The organism is Janthinobacterium sp. SUN211, assembly GCF_030587315.1.
Taxonomy (GTDB): Bacteria; Pseudomonadota; Gammaproteobacteria; order Burkholderiales; family Burkholderiaceae_D; genus Janthinobacterium; species Janthinobacterium kumbetense.
On record NZ_JAPWIC010000009.1, the window covers coordinates 233363 to 247785 of the forward strand.

Below are 14423 nucleotides of genomic sequence, written 5' to 3' on the forward strand. Positions count from 1 at the left end.
TTCCTTATTGCCTGGCAGGTACCGCCGGGGCGGCCTGCTCGTCAGTGATTTCTTCCAGGGTGCGCACTTCGTCGACATCTTCCTTGGGCACCTTGGTGGTGTCCTTTTCCTTGTCGCTTGGGCGCTTGCCCAGCAGGTAGTAGTCGAGCGCCTTGCGCGCGATCGGCGCGGCCACGCCGGCGCCGAAGCCGGCGTTTTCCACCACGATGGCAATCGCGATGCGCGGCTTGTCGGCCGGCGCGAAGGCCGTAAACAAGGCGTTGTCGCGCAGGCGTTCGGCCAGCAGCTTGGCATTGTACTTCTCGTTTTTCTTGATGCCCACCACCTGCGCCGTACCCGTCTTGCCACCCACCGTGTACTGCACGCCGGTGAAGATGCGTGCGGCCGTGCCGCCTTGCTCGCTGGTCACGCCCACCATGGCGCGCTTGATGATGTCGATGTTTTCCTGCTTGAGCGCGATGCGGTAGCTTTCCTTCGGCACCGTCAGGGTGCGCGCGCGCGTGGCGGCGTCTTCGATGATCTTCACCAGATGCGGTTTCATCACCACGCCGTTATTGGCCAGGTTGGCCGTCGCGTGGGCGATCTGCAGCGGCGTATACGAGTTGTAGCCGGAGCCGTTACTCACCGAAATCGTGTCGCCGCCCACCCATTTTTTCTGCTGCGGCGTCTTGAAGCGATTGCGCTTCCATTCCGTCGACGGCAGCACGCCCGTCTTTTCGTTATTCAGGTCGATGCCCGTCAACTGGCCGAAACCGAACGGCTTCATGAAGTCGTGGATGGCGTCGATGCCCATGTCGCGGCCCAGCTGATAGTAATAGGTGTTGCACGAGACGACGATGGACTTGTGCATGTCCACCGTGCCATGGCCGCCCACCTTATCGTCGCGGAAGGTATGCCCGCCGAGGATGAAGAAACCGGGATCGGAAATCGACTGGCTCGGCGTGCGCTTGCCCAATTCCAGCGCGGCCAGCGCCATGAAGGGCTTGAAGGTCGAGCCGGGCGCGTAGGTGCCGGACAGGGGGCGGTTGACCATCGGCCGGTCCAGCGAGGTATTGAGCTCATTCCAGCTTTGCTGGTCGATGCCGTCGACGAACAGGTTGGGGTCATAGCCTGGCTTGGAGACGTAGGCGAGGATGTCGCCCGTGGCCGGGTCGATGGCCACGGCCGCGCCGCGCCATTCGCCGAACGCTTCCTCGACCACTTTTTGCAGTTCGATGTCGATCGACAGGATCAGGTTGTTGCCTGGGGTGGCCGCAGTGCGCGACAGGGTGCGCATGGCGCGCCCGCCGGCCGACACTTCCACCTCTTCATAGCCGGTGGTGCCATGCAGCTGTTTCTCGTAGCTTTTTTCCAGGCCTTCCTTGCCGATATGGTCGGTGCCGTTGTAGTTGGCCGCGTCCTCGCCCTCTTCCAGCGCCTTGGCTTCATTGCGGTTGATGCGGCCGATGAAGCCCACCACGTGCGAAGCGATTTCGCCCATCGGATACTGGCGGAACAGGCGCGCCTGCACCTCGACGCCTGGGAAGCGGAAACGCTGCGCCGTGAAGCGCGCCACTTCCTCGTCCGTCAGGCGCGTGCGCAGAGGCACGCTGACGAAGTTCTTCGATTCTTCCAGCAGCTTCTTGAAGCGGCGGCGGTCCTTGATGTCGATCTGCACCAGGGTCGACAGCTCGTCGATCACGGAATCGAGACTGGCGCTCAATTTCGATGGCGTGATTTCCAGCGTATAGGCCGAGTAATTGCGCGCCAATACCACGCCGTTGCGGTCGAGGATCAGGCCGCGCGTGGGCACGATGGGCACCACGGCGATGCGGTTGTCTTCGGCCTTGGTCGCATAGTCCTCGTGCTTGATCACCTGCAGCCAGATGAAGCGCGCCAGCAGCAGCGAAAAGCAGACGAAGACGAGCCCGCCCAGGATGGTCAGGCGCATGCGGAAAAAATGCAGTTCGCGCTCGGTGTTTTTCAGTTCAGTCATGGCAGGCGCCCGTCAAATCGGCCGGTTGTGGTCACGGTCCACGGCGCGGCGCTGCGGCGCCAGCAGGATCCACGTGACGAGGGGCCACAGGGCCACGGCGACGAAGCTCTCGATGAAATTGAGCCAGCCGGGGAAGCGGCCCGAGACGATCAGCCGCGTCAGCAATTGCAGCGCCTGCGTCAGCAGCAGCAGCGGCAGCACGTGCAGCGCCTGCGTCAGGATGGGGAACCACAGCACGCGGCGGTGCATCATGATGGCAAAGTAGGACAGCAAGGTGTAGGCCAGCGCATTCTCGCCCAGCAGGGTCGAATCGTGCACGTCCATCATCAGGCCCATGAAGAACGCCACGCCGATACCGACCTTGCGCGGCTGGTGGATGCCCCAGAAGACCAGCACCAGGGCGACGAAATCGGGCACGCCGACGAACTGCCCCCACGGCAGCAGGTTCAGCAAAAAAGCGCACAGCAGGGAAAAACCGATGAACAGGGGGCTGACCGGCAGCAGGATGTAATGCGGGCGGTTCATCGTGTCGCTTCCTTCGGTGGCACGGCGGCAGGTGTTGGTACAGGTGTTGCGGCAGGCGCCGCCGGTTTCGGCGCAGGACTCGCAGGCGGTTTCGCGGCCGGCACTGCGGCCGTATTGGCGGCAGGTGGTGTCGCAGCGGCAGCCGCAGGCTCCTTGGCAGGGTCCTTGATCGGCGCCATCTTGCCGGCGATCTTGCGGCCCGTCTTGACTTCTTCGGCGGGCGGACGCGGTGGAATGTCCGGCGACGTCATCAAGATGAGCAGCTGGGTGTTGCGCTCGATGCCGGCCAGCGGCTGGCACACGACGCGGCCGAACGGGCCATGCGCATTGCGCTCGACCAGGGTCACGCGCGCCACGGCCAGGCCGGCCGGGTACAGGCCGTCGAGGCCCGAGGTAATGACGATGTCGCCGATCTGGATGTCGGCGCTGGGGGCCGTGAAGCGCAGCTCCATGGTGCCGGACTTGCCACGGCCGATGGCCACGCTGCGCACACCATTGCGCAGCAGTTGCACGGGAATGGCTTGCTCTTCATCGGTCAGCAGGGTCACTTCGGAGGTGAACGGGAACACGCGCGTGACTTGCCCCACCACGCCGAGGTTGTCGATCACGGGACGGCCCAGTTCCACGCCATGCTGGATACCGCGATCGAGCACGATCTTGCGCGTGGCCGAATCGCGCGTGTCATACAGGACTTCGGCCATCATGGTCTTGACGGGAACGCGCTCGCGCGCTTCCATCAATTTGCGCAGGTGGTTGTTTTCAACGATATTGAGCTGCGCCTGCTGCAGGATCTGCGCCGAGGCGATTTGCTCGTGTTTCAGGTCGCGCACCTGTTTTTCCAGGGCGGACAGCGAAGAAAAGTAATTGCCGACGCCAAGCGCCACATCGCGCGGCACCAGGGCCGCCATCTGCACCGGATACAGCACGGTGCCGACGGCCTGGCGCACGGCCGTCAGCGCGTGCATGCGCGAATCGACCAGCAGCAGGGCGATTGAAATGCCGGCGAACACCATCATCTTGACGCGGGCGGAGGCGCCTTGTTTGAAAAGTGGCGGAGGACTGTATTCCATGACTTCCAATAATCAGGCCAGGCGCAGTGCGCCAACGTGCAGGCCCCGGTCAGACGCCGGCGCCAAAACCAAAAAAAGGCCGGAGTTGGTTTCCGGCCCTTCTGTCAGATTATTCGTAGGAGAAGATCGAGCCGAGCTTGTCCATACGTTCCAGTGCCATCCCGGAACCGCGCACCACGCAGGTGAGCGGGTCCTCGGCCACCAGCACCGGCAGGCCGGTTTCCTCCATCAGCAGGCGGTCCAGGTCGCGCAGCAGTGCGCCGCCGCCCGTCAGCATCATGCCTTTTTCGGCGATGTCGGCGCCCAGTTCCGGCGGCGTCTGTTCCAGCGCGTTCTTCACGGCCGAGACGATGTTGTTCAGCGGATCGGTCAGCGCTTCGAGGATCTCGTTGCTGGAGATGGTGAACGAGCGCGGGATGCCTTCGGACAGGTTGCGGCCCTTGACTTCCATTTCCTTCACTTCCGAACCAGGGAAGGCCGAACCGATGGCCTTCTTGATGGCTTCAGCCGTCTGTTCGCCGATCAGCATGCCGTAGTTGCGGCGGATGTAGTTGACGATGGCTTCATCGAACTTGTCGCCGCCGACGCGCACGGAACCCTTGTAGACCATGCCGCCCAGCGAAATGATGCCCACTTCGGTGGTGCCGCCGCCGATGTCGACCACCATCGAGCCCGTTGCTTCGGACACGGGCAAGCCCGCGCCGATGGCCGCTGCCATCGGTTCTTCGATCAGGTACACCTGCGAGGCGCCGGCACCCAGGGCCGATTCGCGGATGGCGCGGCGTTCGACCTGGGTCGAACCGCACGGCACGCAAATGATGATGCGCGGCGATGGACGGAAGAATTTCGAGTCGTGCACCATGCGGATGAATTGCTTGAGCATCTGTTCGGTGACGGTGAAGTCGGCGATCACGCCATCTTTCATCGGACGAATCGCTTCGATATTGCCCGGCACCTTGCCCAGCATCTGCTTGGCTTCCTTGCCGACTGCCTGAATGGTCTTCTTGCCATTCGGACCGCCTTCCTGGCGGATGGCGACGACGGATGGCTCGTCCAGGACGATACCGAGGCCGCGTACATAAATAAGGGTGTTGGCCGTGCCCAAGTCAATGGCCAGATCGGTGGAGATATACCTGCGTAAAAAACCAAACATGAGTGTCCTGTAGCGCATCGAGCTGCGCAAAAGCTGTTTATGGGGAGTTTCAAAGCGGGCGCTTTCAGGCACCCTGAAAATCCAAAAGGCGATTTTTCCGGGTTTCGCTTGGCGCTTGCGCAATCTTTTCTATGCTGCGGCAGCAGTCCATCAGCGCCGGCAACGCATTAACCCGCCATTCTACCTTATAATTTGAATGCGATTTGCTCAAAAACCATGGAAAAGTGCGACTCTTGCAGCCGCGAGTTACGCGGCATTCCTCGATTTTTGTGAGCAAAATAGCAGTAAATACCCGCGTTTTATCAAAACGCCAACTTAATACTAATGCGCGGCACTCCGCGCCATTCGCCATGTCCCTGACACTCTCCGACGTAAAACGCATCGCCCACCTGGCCCAACTTGAAATGGCCGACGACCAGGCCGTCACGTCTTTGGCCCAATTGAACAAGATTTTTGCACTCGCGGAACAAATGCAAGCCGTCAATACCGATGGCGTGGCGCCCCTGAGCCACCCGCTGGCCGCCCACATGGACAATATCGCCCTGCGCCTGCGCGACGATATCGCCACGGAACAGAACCGCCGCGATGCCTACCAGGCCGTGGCGCCGAAGGTACAGGATGGCCTGTACCTCGTGCCCAAGGTCATCGAGTAAACACGCCGTAGCGCTGTTCCCGCCTTTTTGCCGAATATCAAAATAGAAACGCCATGCATACAAAATCCATCAAACAGCTGTCCACGCTTTTGCAGAACAAGGAAATTTCCGCCGTTGCACTGGCGACGCATTTCCTCGACCGCATCGAAGCGGACACCTCGAACGCCTTCCTGCACGTCGACCGTGCCCTGACCCTGGCGCAAGCTGCCGAGGCCGACGCGCGCATCGCCGCGGGCACGGCCACGCCCTTGACGGGCGTGCCGATCGCGCACAAGGATTTGTTCGTCACGAAAGGCTGGCGCACGACGGCCGGCTCGAAAATGCTGGCCGACTACGCCAGCCCGTTTGACGCCACCGTGGTGGAGAAATTCCAGGCCGCCGGCATGGTCACCCTGGGCAAGGTCAATTGCGATGAATTCGCCATGGGCTCCGGCAACGAGAACTCGGCCTTCGGCGCCGTGCAGAACCCGTGGGACAAGACGGCGGTACCAGGCGGCTCGTCCGGCGGCTCGGCCGCCGCCGTGGCGGCTGGCCTGACGCCGGCCGCCACCGGCACCGACACGGGCGGCTCGATCCGGCAGCCTGCCGCCTTTTGCGGCATCACCGGCATCAAGCCGACGTATGGCCGCGTCTCGCGCTTCGGCATGATCGCCTTTGCCTCGTCGCTGGACCAGGGCGGCCCGATGGCCCGTTCGGCCGAAGACTGCGCCCTGCTCTTGAGCGCCATGGCCGGCTTCGACGAACGCGACTCGACCAGCCTGTCGCCGGAACAGGGCGGCGTGGCGGAAGATTTTTCGCGTGAACTGGGCCAGCCGCTGACGGGCTTGCGCATCGGCGTGCCGCGCGAGTACTTCGGCGAAGGCCTGGCCAAGGACGTGGAAGCGGCCGTGCGCGGCGCGCTGGCGCAGTATGAAAAGCTGGGCGCCACCCTGGTCGACATCTCCCTGCCGAACACCGCCCTGTCGATTCCCGCCTATTACATGATCGCGCCGGCCGAAGCGTCGTCGAACCTGTCGCGCTATGACGGCGTGCGCTACGGCCACCGCGCTACCGAGTACAAGGACTTGCAGGACATGTACAAGAAGTCGCGCGCGCAGGGCTTCGGCCCCGAAGTACAGCGCCGCATCATGGTCGGCACCTATGTGCTGTGCCACGGCTACTACGACGCCTACTACCTGAAGGCGCAAAAGATCCGCCGCCTGATCGCGCAGGATTTCGACGCCGTGCTCAATGGCCCGAACGCCGTCTGCGACGTCATCATGGGCCCCGTCGCGCCGACCGTCGCCTGGGACCTGGGCGACAAGACGGACGACCCGGTGGCGAACTACCTGGCCGACATCTACACCCTGTCGACCAGCCTGGCCGGCCTGCCCGGCATGTCGATCCCGTGCGGTTTCGGCGAGGGCGAAAAGAACGCCAAGCGCCCCGTCGGCCTGCAAATCATCGGCAATTACTTTGGCGAAGCCAAGCTGCTCAATATCGCCCACCAGTTCCAGCAAGTGACGGACTGGCATACGCGCAGCCCGGCAGGCATTTAAGAAATAATTCGCGCCGCCCAGGCGGCGCCACCAAAAAATAAGCGAGAACACTATGCAATGGGAAGTCGTCATCGGTCTTGAGAACCACGTGCAGCTCACGACCGAATCCAAAATTTTCAGCGGTTCGCCGATCAAGTACGGCGCCGAAGCCAACACGCAAGCGAGCCCCGTCGACCTGGCGCTGCCAGGCGTGCTGCCGGTCATGAACAAGCAAGCCGTCGACCGCGCCATCCGCTTCGGCCTGGCCGTCGGCGCCACCGTCGCGCCGCACTCGGTCTTCGCGCGCAAAAACTATTTTTATCCCGATTCGCCCAAGGGTTACCAGATCAGCCAATTCGAAGACCCCGTCGTCATCGGTGGCGCCCTGACCTTCGGCTATGAAAAGGATGGCGAATTCGTCACCAAGACGGTGAACCTGACGCGCGCCCACCTGGAAGAAGACGCGGGCAAATCGCTGCACGAAGACTACGCAGGCATGAGCGGCATCGACTTGAACCGCGCCGGCACGCCGCTGCTGGAAATCGTCTCGGAACCGGAAATCCGCAGCGCCGCCGAAGCCGTGGCCTATGCCAAGGCGCTGCACTCGCTGGTCATGTGGCTGGGCGTTTGCGACGGCAACATGCAGGAAGGCTCGTTCCGCTGCGACGTCAACGTTTCCGTGCGCCCCGTCGGCCAGAAGGAATTCGGCACGCGCTGCGAAATCAAGAACCTGAACTCCTTCCGCTTCATCGAGGAAGCCGTGCACGTGGAAGTGCGCCGCCAGATCGAACTGATCGAAGAAGGCGGCAAGGTCGTGCAGGCGACGCGTCTGTACGATCCGGACCGCAAGGAAACGCGCGAAATGCGCAGCAAGGAAGACGCGCAGGATTACCGCTACTTCCCGGACCCTGACCTGCCGCCGCTGGTCATCTCGCAAGCGTGGATCGACACGGTCAAGGCCTCGATGCCGGAACTGCCGGCTGCCATGCGCGCCCGTTTCATCAGCGAGTACGCGCTGCCGGAATACGACGCGCTGGTGCTGACGCAATCGAAAGCCATGGCCACCTACTTCGTCGCCGTGGTCGACAAGGCCGGCAAGGAAAACGCCAAGGCCGCCGCCAACTGGCTGATGGGCGACGTGTCGTCGACCCTGAACCGCGAAGGCGTGGACCTGGACGACGCCCCCGTCTCCGCCGCGCAGCTGGCCGCCATGCTCAAGCGCATTGCCGACGGCACGATCTCGAACAAGGCGGCAAAGGAAGTCTTCGCCGGCATGTGGGAAGCCAAGTCCAGCGACGAGAACCTGGTCGACACCATCATCGACGCCAAGGGTCTGAAGCAGATCTCGGACACGGGCGCACTGGAAGCCATCGTCGATGAAGTACTGGCGGCCAACGCCAAGTCGGTGGAACAGTACCGCGCCGGCAAGGAAGCGGCCATCAACTCGCTGATCGGCCAGGCCATGAAAGCGTCGAAAGGCAAGGCCAATCCAGCCCAGCTGACGGAATTGCTGAAGGCCAAGCTGGCGGGATAATTCTCCTCCGTACGCCCCCAAAAAAAAAGACGCTGCGGCGTCTTTTTTTTTGCCTGCCCGGCTCATTTCTAAACAAGCTTGTCTATATTTTCCAGCATGCCTGACAAGCGTTTATGCGGCATTGAAAATTAAAGTATACATTTTTGTCTACAACGATTACTCTAGCCTTATTGAATTTCAGGCAAGAGGAAAACAGCATGGCCAAGACGCACGACATCCCGAAACCGACGGCAGCCGAACTCGATCTGCTGCAGGCACTGTGGCCGCTGGGCGCCGCCACGGCCAAGCAGGTGCACGAGGCGATGGCGCTGGCCAAGCCGGCCATCACCTACGGTACCGTGCTGCGCCTGATGCAGATCATGCATGGCAAGGGCTTGCTGATCCGCGACGAAAGCCAGCGTTCGCACGTGTATGCGCCGGCGCAGGCGCAGGACAGCCTGCAGACGAACCTGCTCAAGGAATTGATGCAGAAAGCCTTTGCCGGTTCGGCCAAGGCGCTGGTGCTGGCGGCCCTGCGCACGGGCGTGTCGCGCGCCGAACGCGCAGAGATCGAAAAAATGCTCAAGGACGATCAATCATGAGCGCCTTCGTGCCGGCCCTGGGCTGGACCCTGCTGCACTTCCTGTGGCAAGGCTTGCTGATCGGCTGCGCCACGGCGCTGGCGCGGGCCGTCCTGCGCAATGCGCGTCCCGAGGCGCGCTATGCCGTCGGCTGCGGCGCCCTGCTGGCCTGCCTGGCCTGGCCGGCGGCGGGCTTGTATCTGCGCCTGGCCGGCGGCGATGCCACGGGCGTCCTGTTTTCCAGCACCTTGCTGCCGGCCGCCCTGCTGGCGCCCGACAGCTTGCCCGACCTGGACCTGCTGCTGCGCGCCATCGTCGGCGTGTGGGCGCTGTGCGCCGCCATGCTGGCCCTGCGCATGGCACTGGGCATGCTGTGGATAGCACGCAGCGCCCGCAAAGACGAGGCCACGCACACCCTCTGGCAAACGCGCTTGTCCGGCATGGCGCAAGATGCCGGCGTGACGCGGCCCGTGCGCCTGCGCGTGCTCGACGACATTGCCAGCCCCCTCACGGCCGGCATCTGGCGCCCCATGGTGCTGGTGCCGGCGGCGCTGATCACCGGCATGCCGCCGCACCTGCTCGACGCGCTGCTGGCGCATGAACTGGCGCACATCCGGCGCCACGATTATCTGCTCAACCTGCTGCAAAACGCCATCGAGGCGCTGCTGTTCTTCCACCCTGCTGTCTGGTGGATTTCACGCGGCGTGCGCCTCGAACGCGAACACATTGCAGATGATTTCGCAGCAAGACAACTGGGCGAACCGCGGCGTCTGGCTCTTGCACTCTCGGAACTGGAACGTCTCCAGTTCTCAACCCACCACCTGGCCCAGGCGGCCAACGGAGGAGATCTTATGTCACGTATCACACGACTGCTGCGCCCTGCACCACAAACCCTGAACTGGAAAGCGGCCATACCGCTGCTGGCACTGGCCGGCGCCTGCCTCGGCATCTACGGCCAGGCCGTCGCCGCCGACAGCGCGCCCGTGCTGGAGCGCCGCCCCGTCATCGACTTTGGCGTCTGCGGCAAACCGGCCTACCCGGCCGCATCGCTGCAGGCGAAGGAAGAGGGCACGGTCAATATGTCCTTCGATGTCGATGCCACCGGCAAGGTCCACGGGTCGAGCGTGGTCAAAAGCAGCGGCCATCCGGCCCTCGACGAGGCGGCGCGCAGCGGCATCGCCAAGTGCACGTTCAAGCCGGCCCTCGCTGGCGGCAAGCCAGTCAGCGCCAGCGTCAAGGTGCAATATGTCTGGAGCCTGAACTAATGCAGTAGCGGCGGCATCGCAGCGACATTGTTGCAGCGATGCCGCCGCCCGCTTGCGGGTATGATCATGGATTCTTCCACGCACCTGTGAATACGCCATGAACAAGATCAAAACCGGCCTGGTCGGCTACGGCTTTGCCGGCTCCACCTTCCACGCGCCCGTGCTGTCCACCATCGAGGCCCTGGAACTGGCCGCCGTCGCTTCCAGCAAACCGGAGCTCGTGCACAAGGATTGGCCGCACGCGACCGTGTATGCCGATCCCGCGCAACTGTTTGCCGATGCGGCCATCGAGCTGGTCGTCATTGCCGCCCCCAACGAAGCGCATTTCAGCCTGGCGCTGGCGGCCCTGCAGGCGGGCAAGCACGTGGTGGTCGACAAGCCATTCACGATTTCCAGCGCCGAGGCGCAAACCCTGATCGCCGTGGCGAAGGAACGCAAGCTGGTGCTCAGCGTGTATCACAACCGGCGCTGGGATGGCGACTTCCTGACCCTCAAAACGCTGCTGGCGCAGGGTACCCTGGGGCGCATCGCCAGCGTCGAATCGCATTTCGACCGTTTCCGCCCCGAGATCCGCCAGCGCTGGCGCGAGTCTGGCGCACCGGGCGGCGGCTTGCTGTACGACCTGGGTCCGCACATGCTGGACCAGGCCATGCAGCTGTTCGGCCAGCCGGAAAAACTGTACGCCGATATCACCCTGCAGCGCGACGGCGCGCAGGCTGTAGATTATATGCACCTTGTGCTGTACTACGACCGGCTGCGCGTGGTGCTGCAAGCGGGTTGCCTGGTAAAGGCGCCGACGGCGCGCTTCGCCGTGCATGGCGACAAAGGCAGTTTTGTGAAGTTTGGCCTCGACCCGCAGGAAGACGCCCTGAAGGCAGGCGGCAGGCCGGGCCAGCCCGGCTGGGGCGTGGATCCCGTGCGCGGCGCCCTGCACCTGGGCACGCAGCCGGACGGCCATTTCGAACACCTCGAGATGCAAGCGGGCCGCTACCAGGACTTTTACCAGGGCATGGCCGACGCCATCCGCCACGGCGCACCGGCGCCCGTGGCAGCCGAAGATGCGGCGGCGACGATACGTCTGATCGAACTGGCGCTGCAAAGCGCCACCGAAGGGCGCGTACTCAAGGTCAGTTGATGACGAAGGCCAGCACCACGGCGCCCAGCGCCAACAGGGCCAGGCCGCAAATGAACAGCAGTTCGCCCCACCATTCGTAGCGCAAGCGCGACTGGCCGGGGCGCAGCGACATGAACGAAAGCACGGCGCTGACGAGAAAGACGATGGCATCGACGGCCAGCAGCTTGTCGATCGCCACGCGCACCTCGCCGCGCGGCGCCAGGTGGCCGATCGACAGCACCGTCATGCATACGCCGACCATCGTCGCCGACGTGGGCAGGATATGGGCAGACAAACCGCGCGCCGGCACGCCCCGCTCGGGCGCCTTGCCATCGCCCGGCATCAAGGCCGGCCCTGATTCGTTCCCGCCGGCCAGACCAGCTCCACGCGCGCGGAGCTGCCCGCCTTGACCTGCACCTTGCGTTCCAACGTCTTGCCGGCCAGGGTGGCGCGCAAGCGGTAGCTGCCCGGCGGCAGTTTCGCCAGCAGGAACGGTCCGCTGGCCGTCGTTTCCAGCACCGACATCCCCTTGGCATCGCTGATCTGCAGCTTCACGTCGGAGGCAAATTCCGCCTTGCCTGCCGCCTGCACGGAAAACACCAGGCTCAATGGCCAATGCCGGCTGGCGCTCTTGATGGCCGTCGACTCGTCGAGGCCGATGCCGCCGCTCAGGTACTCCACCGCCCCGCTCTTCTGCACGGGCGGCAGTGCGTTATCCGTTTGCGCCTGCGCCGCACTTCCCAGCAACAGCCCGGCGGCCAGCATTGCCGCCGCCAAGCCCAGGGTACCGCGTCTGTTTGATGCCATCTCACTCTCCTCGTGTCGGTTGAATCAAGATAGGAAGCGCAGCTTAGGCAGGACTTAGGAAACCATCAACGCCGGCGCATGGCCTCGGCGATCTTCTGGTCCGTCTTGAACTGGCTCAGCGCATATACGGCCCAGATCGTCGCTGGCAGCCAGCCGATCAAGGTGATTTGCAGGATCAGGCAAATGATGCCGGCGATCGGACGGCCGATCGTGAAAAAGGTCAGCCACGGGAATATCAGGGCAATCAGCAAGCGCATCGTTCGTTCCTTCACTATTCCCCTGCGCCGCGGGGACCGGGCCGGCATGCGGCGGTAAAATCCATTGACCTGATTATAACGATAGCTGCGCCTCACGCGGCGCGGGTGCCAGTTGTTTTTCCATCCACGCCAGGATGGCGGCGAATATCTCCTCGCGGTTCAGTTCATTGAAATTCTCGTGATAATTGGCCGGATAGTAGTGATAATCGAGCAAGCCATCGGGCACGCTGCGCAGCATGCTCTCCGTGGCGCGGCTGTCGGCCAGCTTGTCGTCACCGGCCACCACGGCAAACAGGGGGAAACGCCAGCCCGACAAGCCTCCCGCCAATTCCTTTTGCGCCGACGTCAGCGCGTGGGCGAAACGCACCGACGCTGCGCTGGCGCGGATGCCGTCGCGCTCATCCTGGAAATGGCGCGCGGTGATGGTCTGGTCGTGCGTGAGCAGCATGGTCAGATTCCCCAGCGGTACCTTCATCGTGGGGAAGCGCTGCGCCAGCCAGCCCGACAGCATTTGCAGCACCTTCGGCACGGGAATCGCATTCACGTAATACGGCGATGAGATGACAAAACCCTTGATGGCCGGGTCGCCCGCAAAGCGCCGCAGCCCCAGATGCGTGGCGATCAGGCCGCCCATGGAGTGGCCCATGACGAAAATCGGTACACCCGGATACGCCTGCTTGACCCAGGCGAGGAACAGCTCTTCGTCGTCGAGGAAAGCCTCGAACGATGGGATATCGACCTTGCGCTGGCCATCGTGGCCCACCATGTCGAAGCTGACGGTGGCGATGCCGTGCTGGCGGAAGGTCAGCGCCGGCGTGACGTAATCGCCCGCATGCGCCATGCCGCCGTGGATCGCCAGGATCACGGCACGTGGCTGTTGCGGCCCTGGCGGCTGCCAGATGTGGATGGGCCGCTCGACCTGATCGCTGCACCGCAGGCTGGCCATCTTGTCTTCTGAAAAACGCATCGCTGCTCCTGTCATGCCCTGTCACGCCTTCAGGTGATCGATCAACTGGCGCGCATACAGGGGTAATTCACTGAACTGGCGCACGCAAATCGTCAGATTGCGTACCGACCAGGGATCGGATAATTCCAGGCAGCGCAGCGCCATCGTCTGCTGGCAGCGGCTGGCAGCCGCCAGCGGCACCACGCTGATGCCCACGCCGCTGGCCACCATGCGGCACACGGCATCGAAGCTGCGCAGGCGCACGCGCACCTTCAATGGACGCCCCAGGCGCGCCGCATGCATGCCCAGGTACTGCTGCATCGCGCTGTCGTCGGCCAGCCCGATGAAATCGTGATCCAGCAGCGTGGAAAACGCGACGACACCATCCTGACCCAACGCGCGGTGGTGCACGCCGTCGGCCGCCGCGATGACCACCAGGCGGTCGGGGCGAAACAAAAACGTCTGCAAGCCGCGCATATCGACCGAGTCGGACACGATGCCCATGTCGGCCAGCCCTTCCGAGACAGCCTTGACGATATCGTAACTGAGGCGCTCTTCCAGGTCGATGGTCAGATTCGGATGGCGGTCGAGAAAAGCGCCGAGCGCCTCGGGCAGGAATTCGCTGAGCGCCGCCGTATTGCACAGCAGCCGTAACTGCCCTTTCAAGCCGCGCGCAAACTCACCAAGCTCGCCCCGCATTTTCTCCATTTGCAGTAAAACGAGGCGCGCGTGATGCAGCAAGGTCTGGCCCACGGGGGTCGGCTCCACGCCGCGCCGCCCGCGCAGCAGCAAGGGCATGCCCAGCATCTCTTCCATGCCGCGCACGCGCGCACTGCTTGAGGCCAGCGCCAGGTTACTGCGCGCGGCGCCCGCCGTCAGGCTGCCCGCCTCCACCACGTTGACAAACAGCTGCAAATCGACCAGATCAAAGCGCATGGCGGCTCTCCTTTTCGCCATCTTATCAGCCTTCGTATTTTACAGAGGCTGACTCAAAATAATCCACCTTGGCGAAATCCGCAAGCGCGCGCAGAATCCACGCAAAATCAC

15 protein-coding genes are annotated in these 14423 nt (G+C 63.3%); 6 read left to right on the forward strand and 9 right to left on the reverse strand.

All coding sequences use genetic code 11. From position 1 onward, the window contains the following. Positions 1-4 precede the first annotated feature (4 nt). The 4 genes from mrdA to O3301_RS25275 all read right to left on the reverse strand — a co-directional run bounded on the left by mrdA (position 5) and on the right by O3301_RS25275 (position 4723). The gene (mrdA, locus tag O3301_RS25260) at positions 5-1975 is read right to left on the reverse strand and encodes a penicillin-binding protein 2 (protein WP_305057808.1); all 1971 of its coding nucleotides are present in this window, start codon (positions 1973-1975) and stop codon (positions 5-7) included. 12 nt (positions 1976-1987) lie between these two features. Further along, complete coding sequence (gene mreD, locus O3301_RS25265; protein ID WP_077399420.1) at positions 1988-2500, reverse strand: rod shape-determining protein MreD; 513 nt, start codon at positions 2498-2500, stop codon at positions 1988-1990. Further along, positions 2497-3570 carry a rod shape-determining protein MreC gene (mreC, locus tag O3301_RS25270; protein WP_289919740.1) on the reverse strand — a complete coding sequence of 358 codons (1074 nt, stop codon included), beginning with the start codon at positions 3568-3570 and terminating at the stop codon, positions 2497-2499. The genes mreD and mreC overlap by 4 nt, the downstream gene beginning before the upstream one ends. 109 nt (positions 3571-3679) lie before the next feature. Continuing rightward, positions 3680-4723: a rod shape-determining protein gene (locus O3301_RS25275; RefSeq protein WP_010393186.1), complete on the reverse strand. Its 1044-nt coding sequence runs from the start codon at positions 4721-4723 to the stop codon at positions 3680-3682. Between the two features lie 350 nt (positions 4724-5073). Here O3301_RS25275 and gatC point away from each other — a divergent pair, with 350 nt between their 5' ends. The 6 genes from gatC to O3301_RS25305 all read left to right on the forward strand — a co-directional run bounded on the left by gatC (position 5074) and on the right by O3301_RS25305 (position 11387). Next, positions 5074-5376: an Asp-tRNA(Asn)/Glu-tRNA(Gln) amidotransferase subunit GatC gene (gene gatC, locus O3301_RS25280; RefSeq protein WP_077399414.1), complete on the forward strand. Its 303-nt coding sequence runs from the start codon at positions 5074-5076 to the stop codon at positions 5374-5376. Positions 5377-5429: 53 nt separating this feature from the next. Beyond that, the gene (gene gatA / locus O3301_RS25285; protein ID WP_289906759.1) at positions 5430-6914 is read left to right on the forward strand and encodes an Asp-tRNA(Asn)/Glu-tRNA(Gln) amidotransferase subunit GatA; all 1485 of its coding nucleotides are present in this window, start codon (positions 5430-5432) and stop codon (positions 6912-6914) included. A gap of 37 nt (positions 6915-6951) precedes the next feature. Continuing rightward, complete coding sequence (gatB, locus tag O3301_RS25290; protein WP_305057824.1) at positions 6952-8427, forward strand: Asp-tRNA(Asn)/Glu-tRNA(Gln) amidotransferase subunit GatB; 1476 nt, start codon at positions 6952-6954, stop codon at positions 8425-8427. A 197-nt stretch (positions 8428-8624) separates the two neighbouring features. Further along, positions 8625-9008, forward strand: a complete 384-nt coding sequence (locus O3301_RS25295) for a BlaI/MecI/CopY family transcriptional regulator (RefSeq protein ID WP_289919746.1) — start codon at positions 8625-8627, stop codon at positions 9006-9008. Continuing rightward, the gene (locus O3301_RS25300) at positions 9005-10252 is read left to right on the forward strand and encodes a M56 family metallopeptidase (protein ID WP_305057809.1); all 1248 of its coding nucleotides are present in this window, start codon (positions 9005-9007) and stop codon (positions 10250-10252) included. Before O3301_RS25295 ends, O3301_RS25300 begins: the two co-directional genes overlap by 4 nt. A 97-nt stretch (positions 10253-10349) precedes the next feature. Next, positions 10350-11387, forward strand: a complete 1038-nt coding sequence (locus tag O3301_RS25305; RefSeq protein ID WP_305057810.1) for an oxidoreductase — start codon at positions 10350-10352, stop codon at positions 11385-11387. Here O3301_RS25305 and O3301_RS25310 read toward each other — a convergent pair. From O3301_RS25310 to O3301_RS25330, 5 genes are all read right to left on the reverse strand, one after another. Continuing rightward, complete coding sequence (locus tag O3301_RS25310; protein WP_099668255.1) at positions 11380-11709, reverse strand: hypothetical protein; 330 nt, start codon at positions 11707-11709, stop codon at positions 11380-11382. The two genes, O3301_RS25305 and O3301_RS25310, sit on opposite strands and share 8 nt — an antisense overlap. After that, positions 11709-12173, reverse strand: coding sequence for a carboxypeptidase regulatory-like domain-containing protein (locus O3301_RS25315; RefSeq protein WP_289900457.1), 465 nt, complete (start codon positions 12171-12173; stop codon positions 11709-11711). Before O3301_RS25315 ends, O3301_RS25310 begins: the two co-directional genes overlap by 1 nt. A 65-nt stretch (positions 12174-12238) precedes the next feature. Next, the gene (locus O3301_RS25320) at positions 12239-12430 is read right to left on the reverse strand and encodes a YqaE/Pmp3 family membrane protein (RefSeq protein ID WP_077399393.1); all 192 of its coding nucleotides are present in this window, start codon (positions 12428-12430) and stop codon (positions 12239-12241) included. A 73-nt stretch (positions 12431-12503) separates the two neighbouring features. Continuing rightward, entirely contained in the window at positions 12504-13397 is an 894-nt protein-coding gene (locus O3301_RS25325) for an alpha/beta fold hydrolase (protein WP_305057811.1), read from the reverse strand. Positions 13398-13418: 21 nt separating this feature from the next. Beyond that, entirely contained in the window at positions 13419-14312 is an 894-nt protein-coding gene (locus O3301_RS25330) for a LysR substrate-binding domain-containing protein (protein ID WP_305057812.1), read from the reverse strand. Positions 14313-14423: the final 111 nt, after the last annotated feature.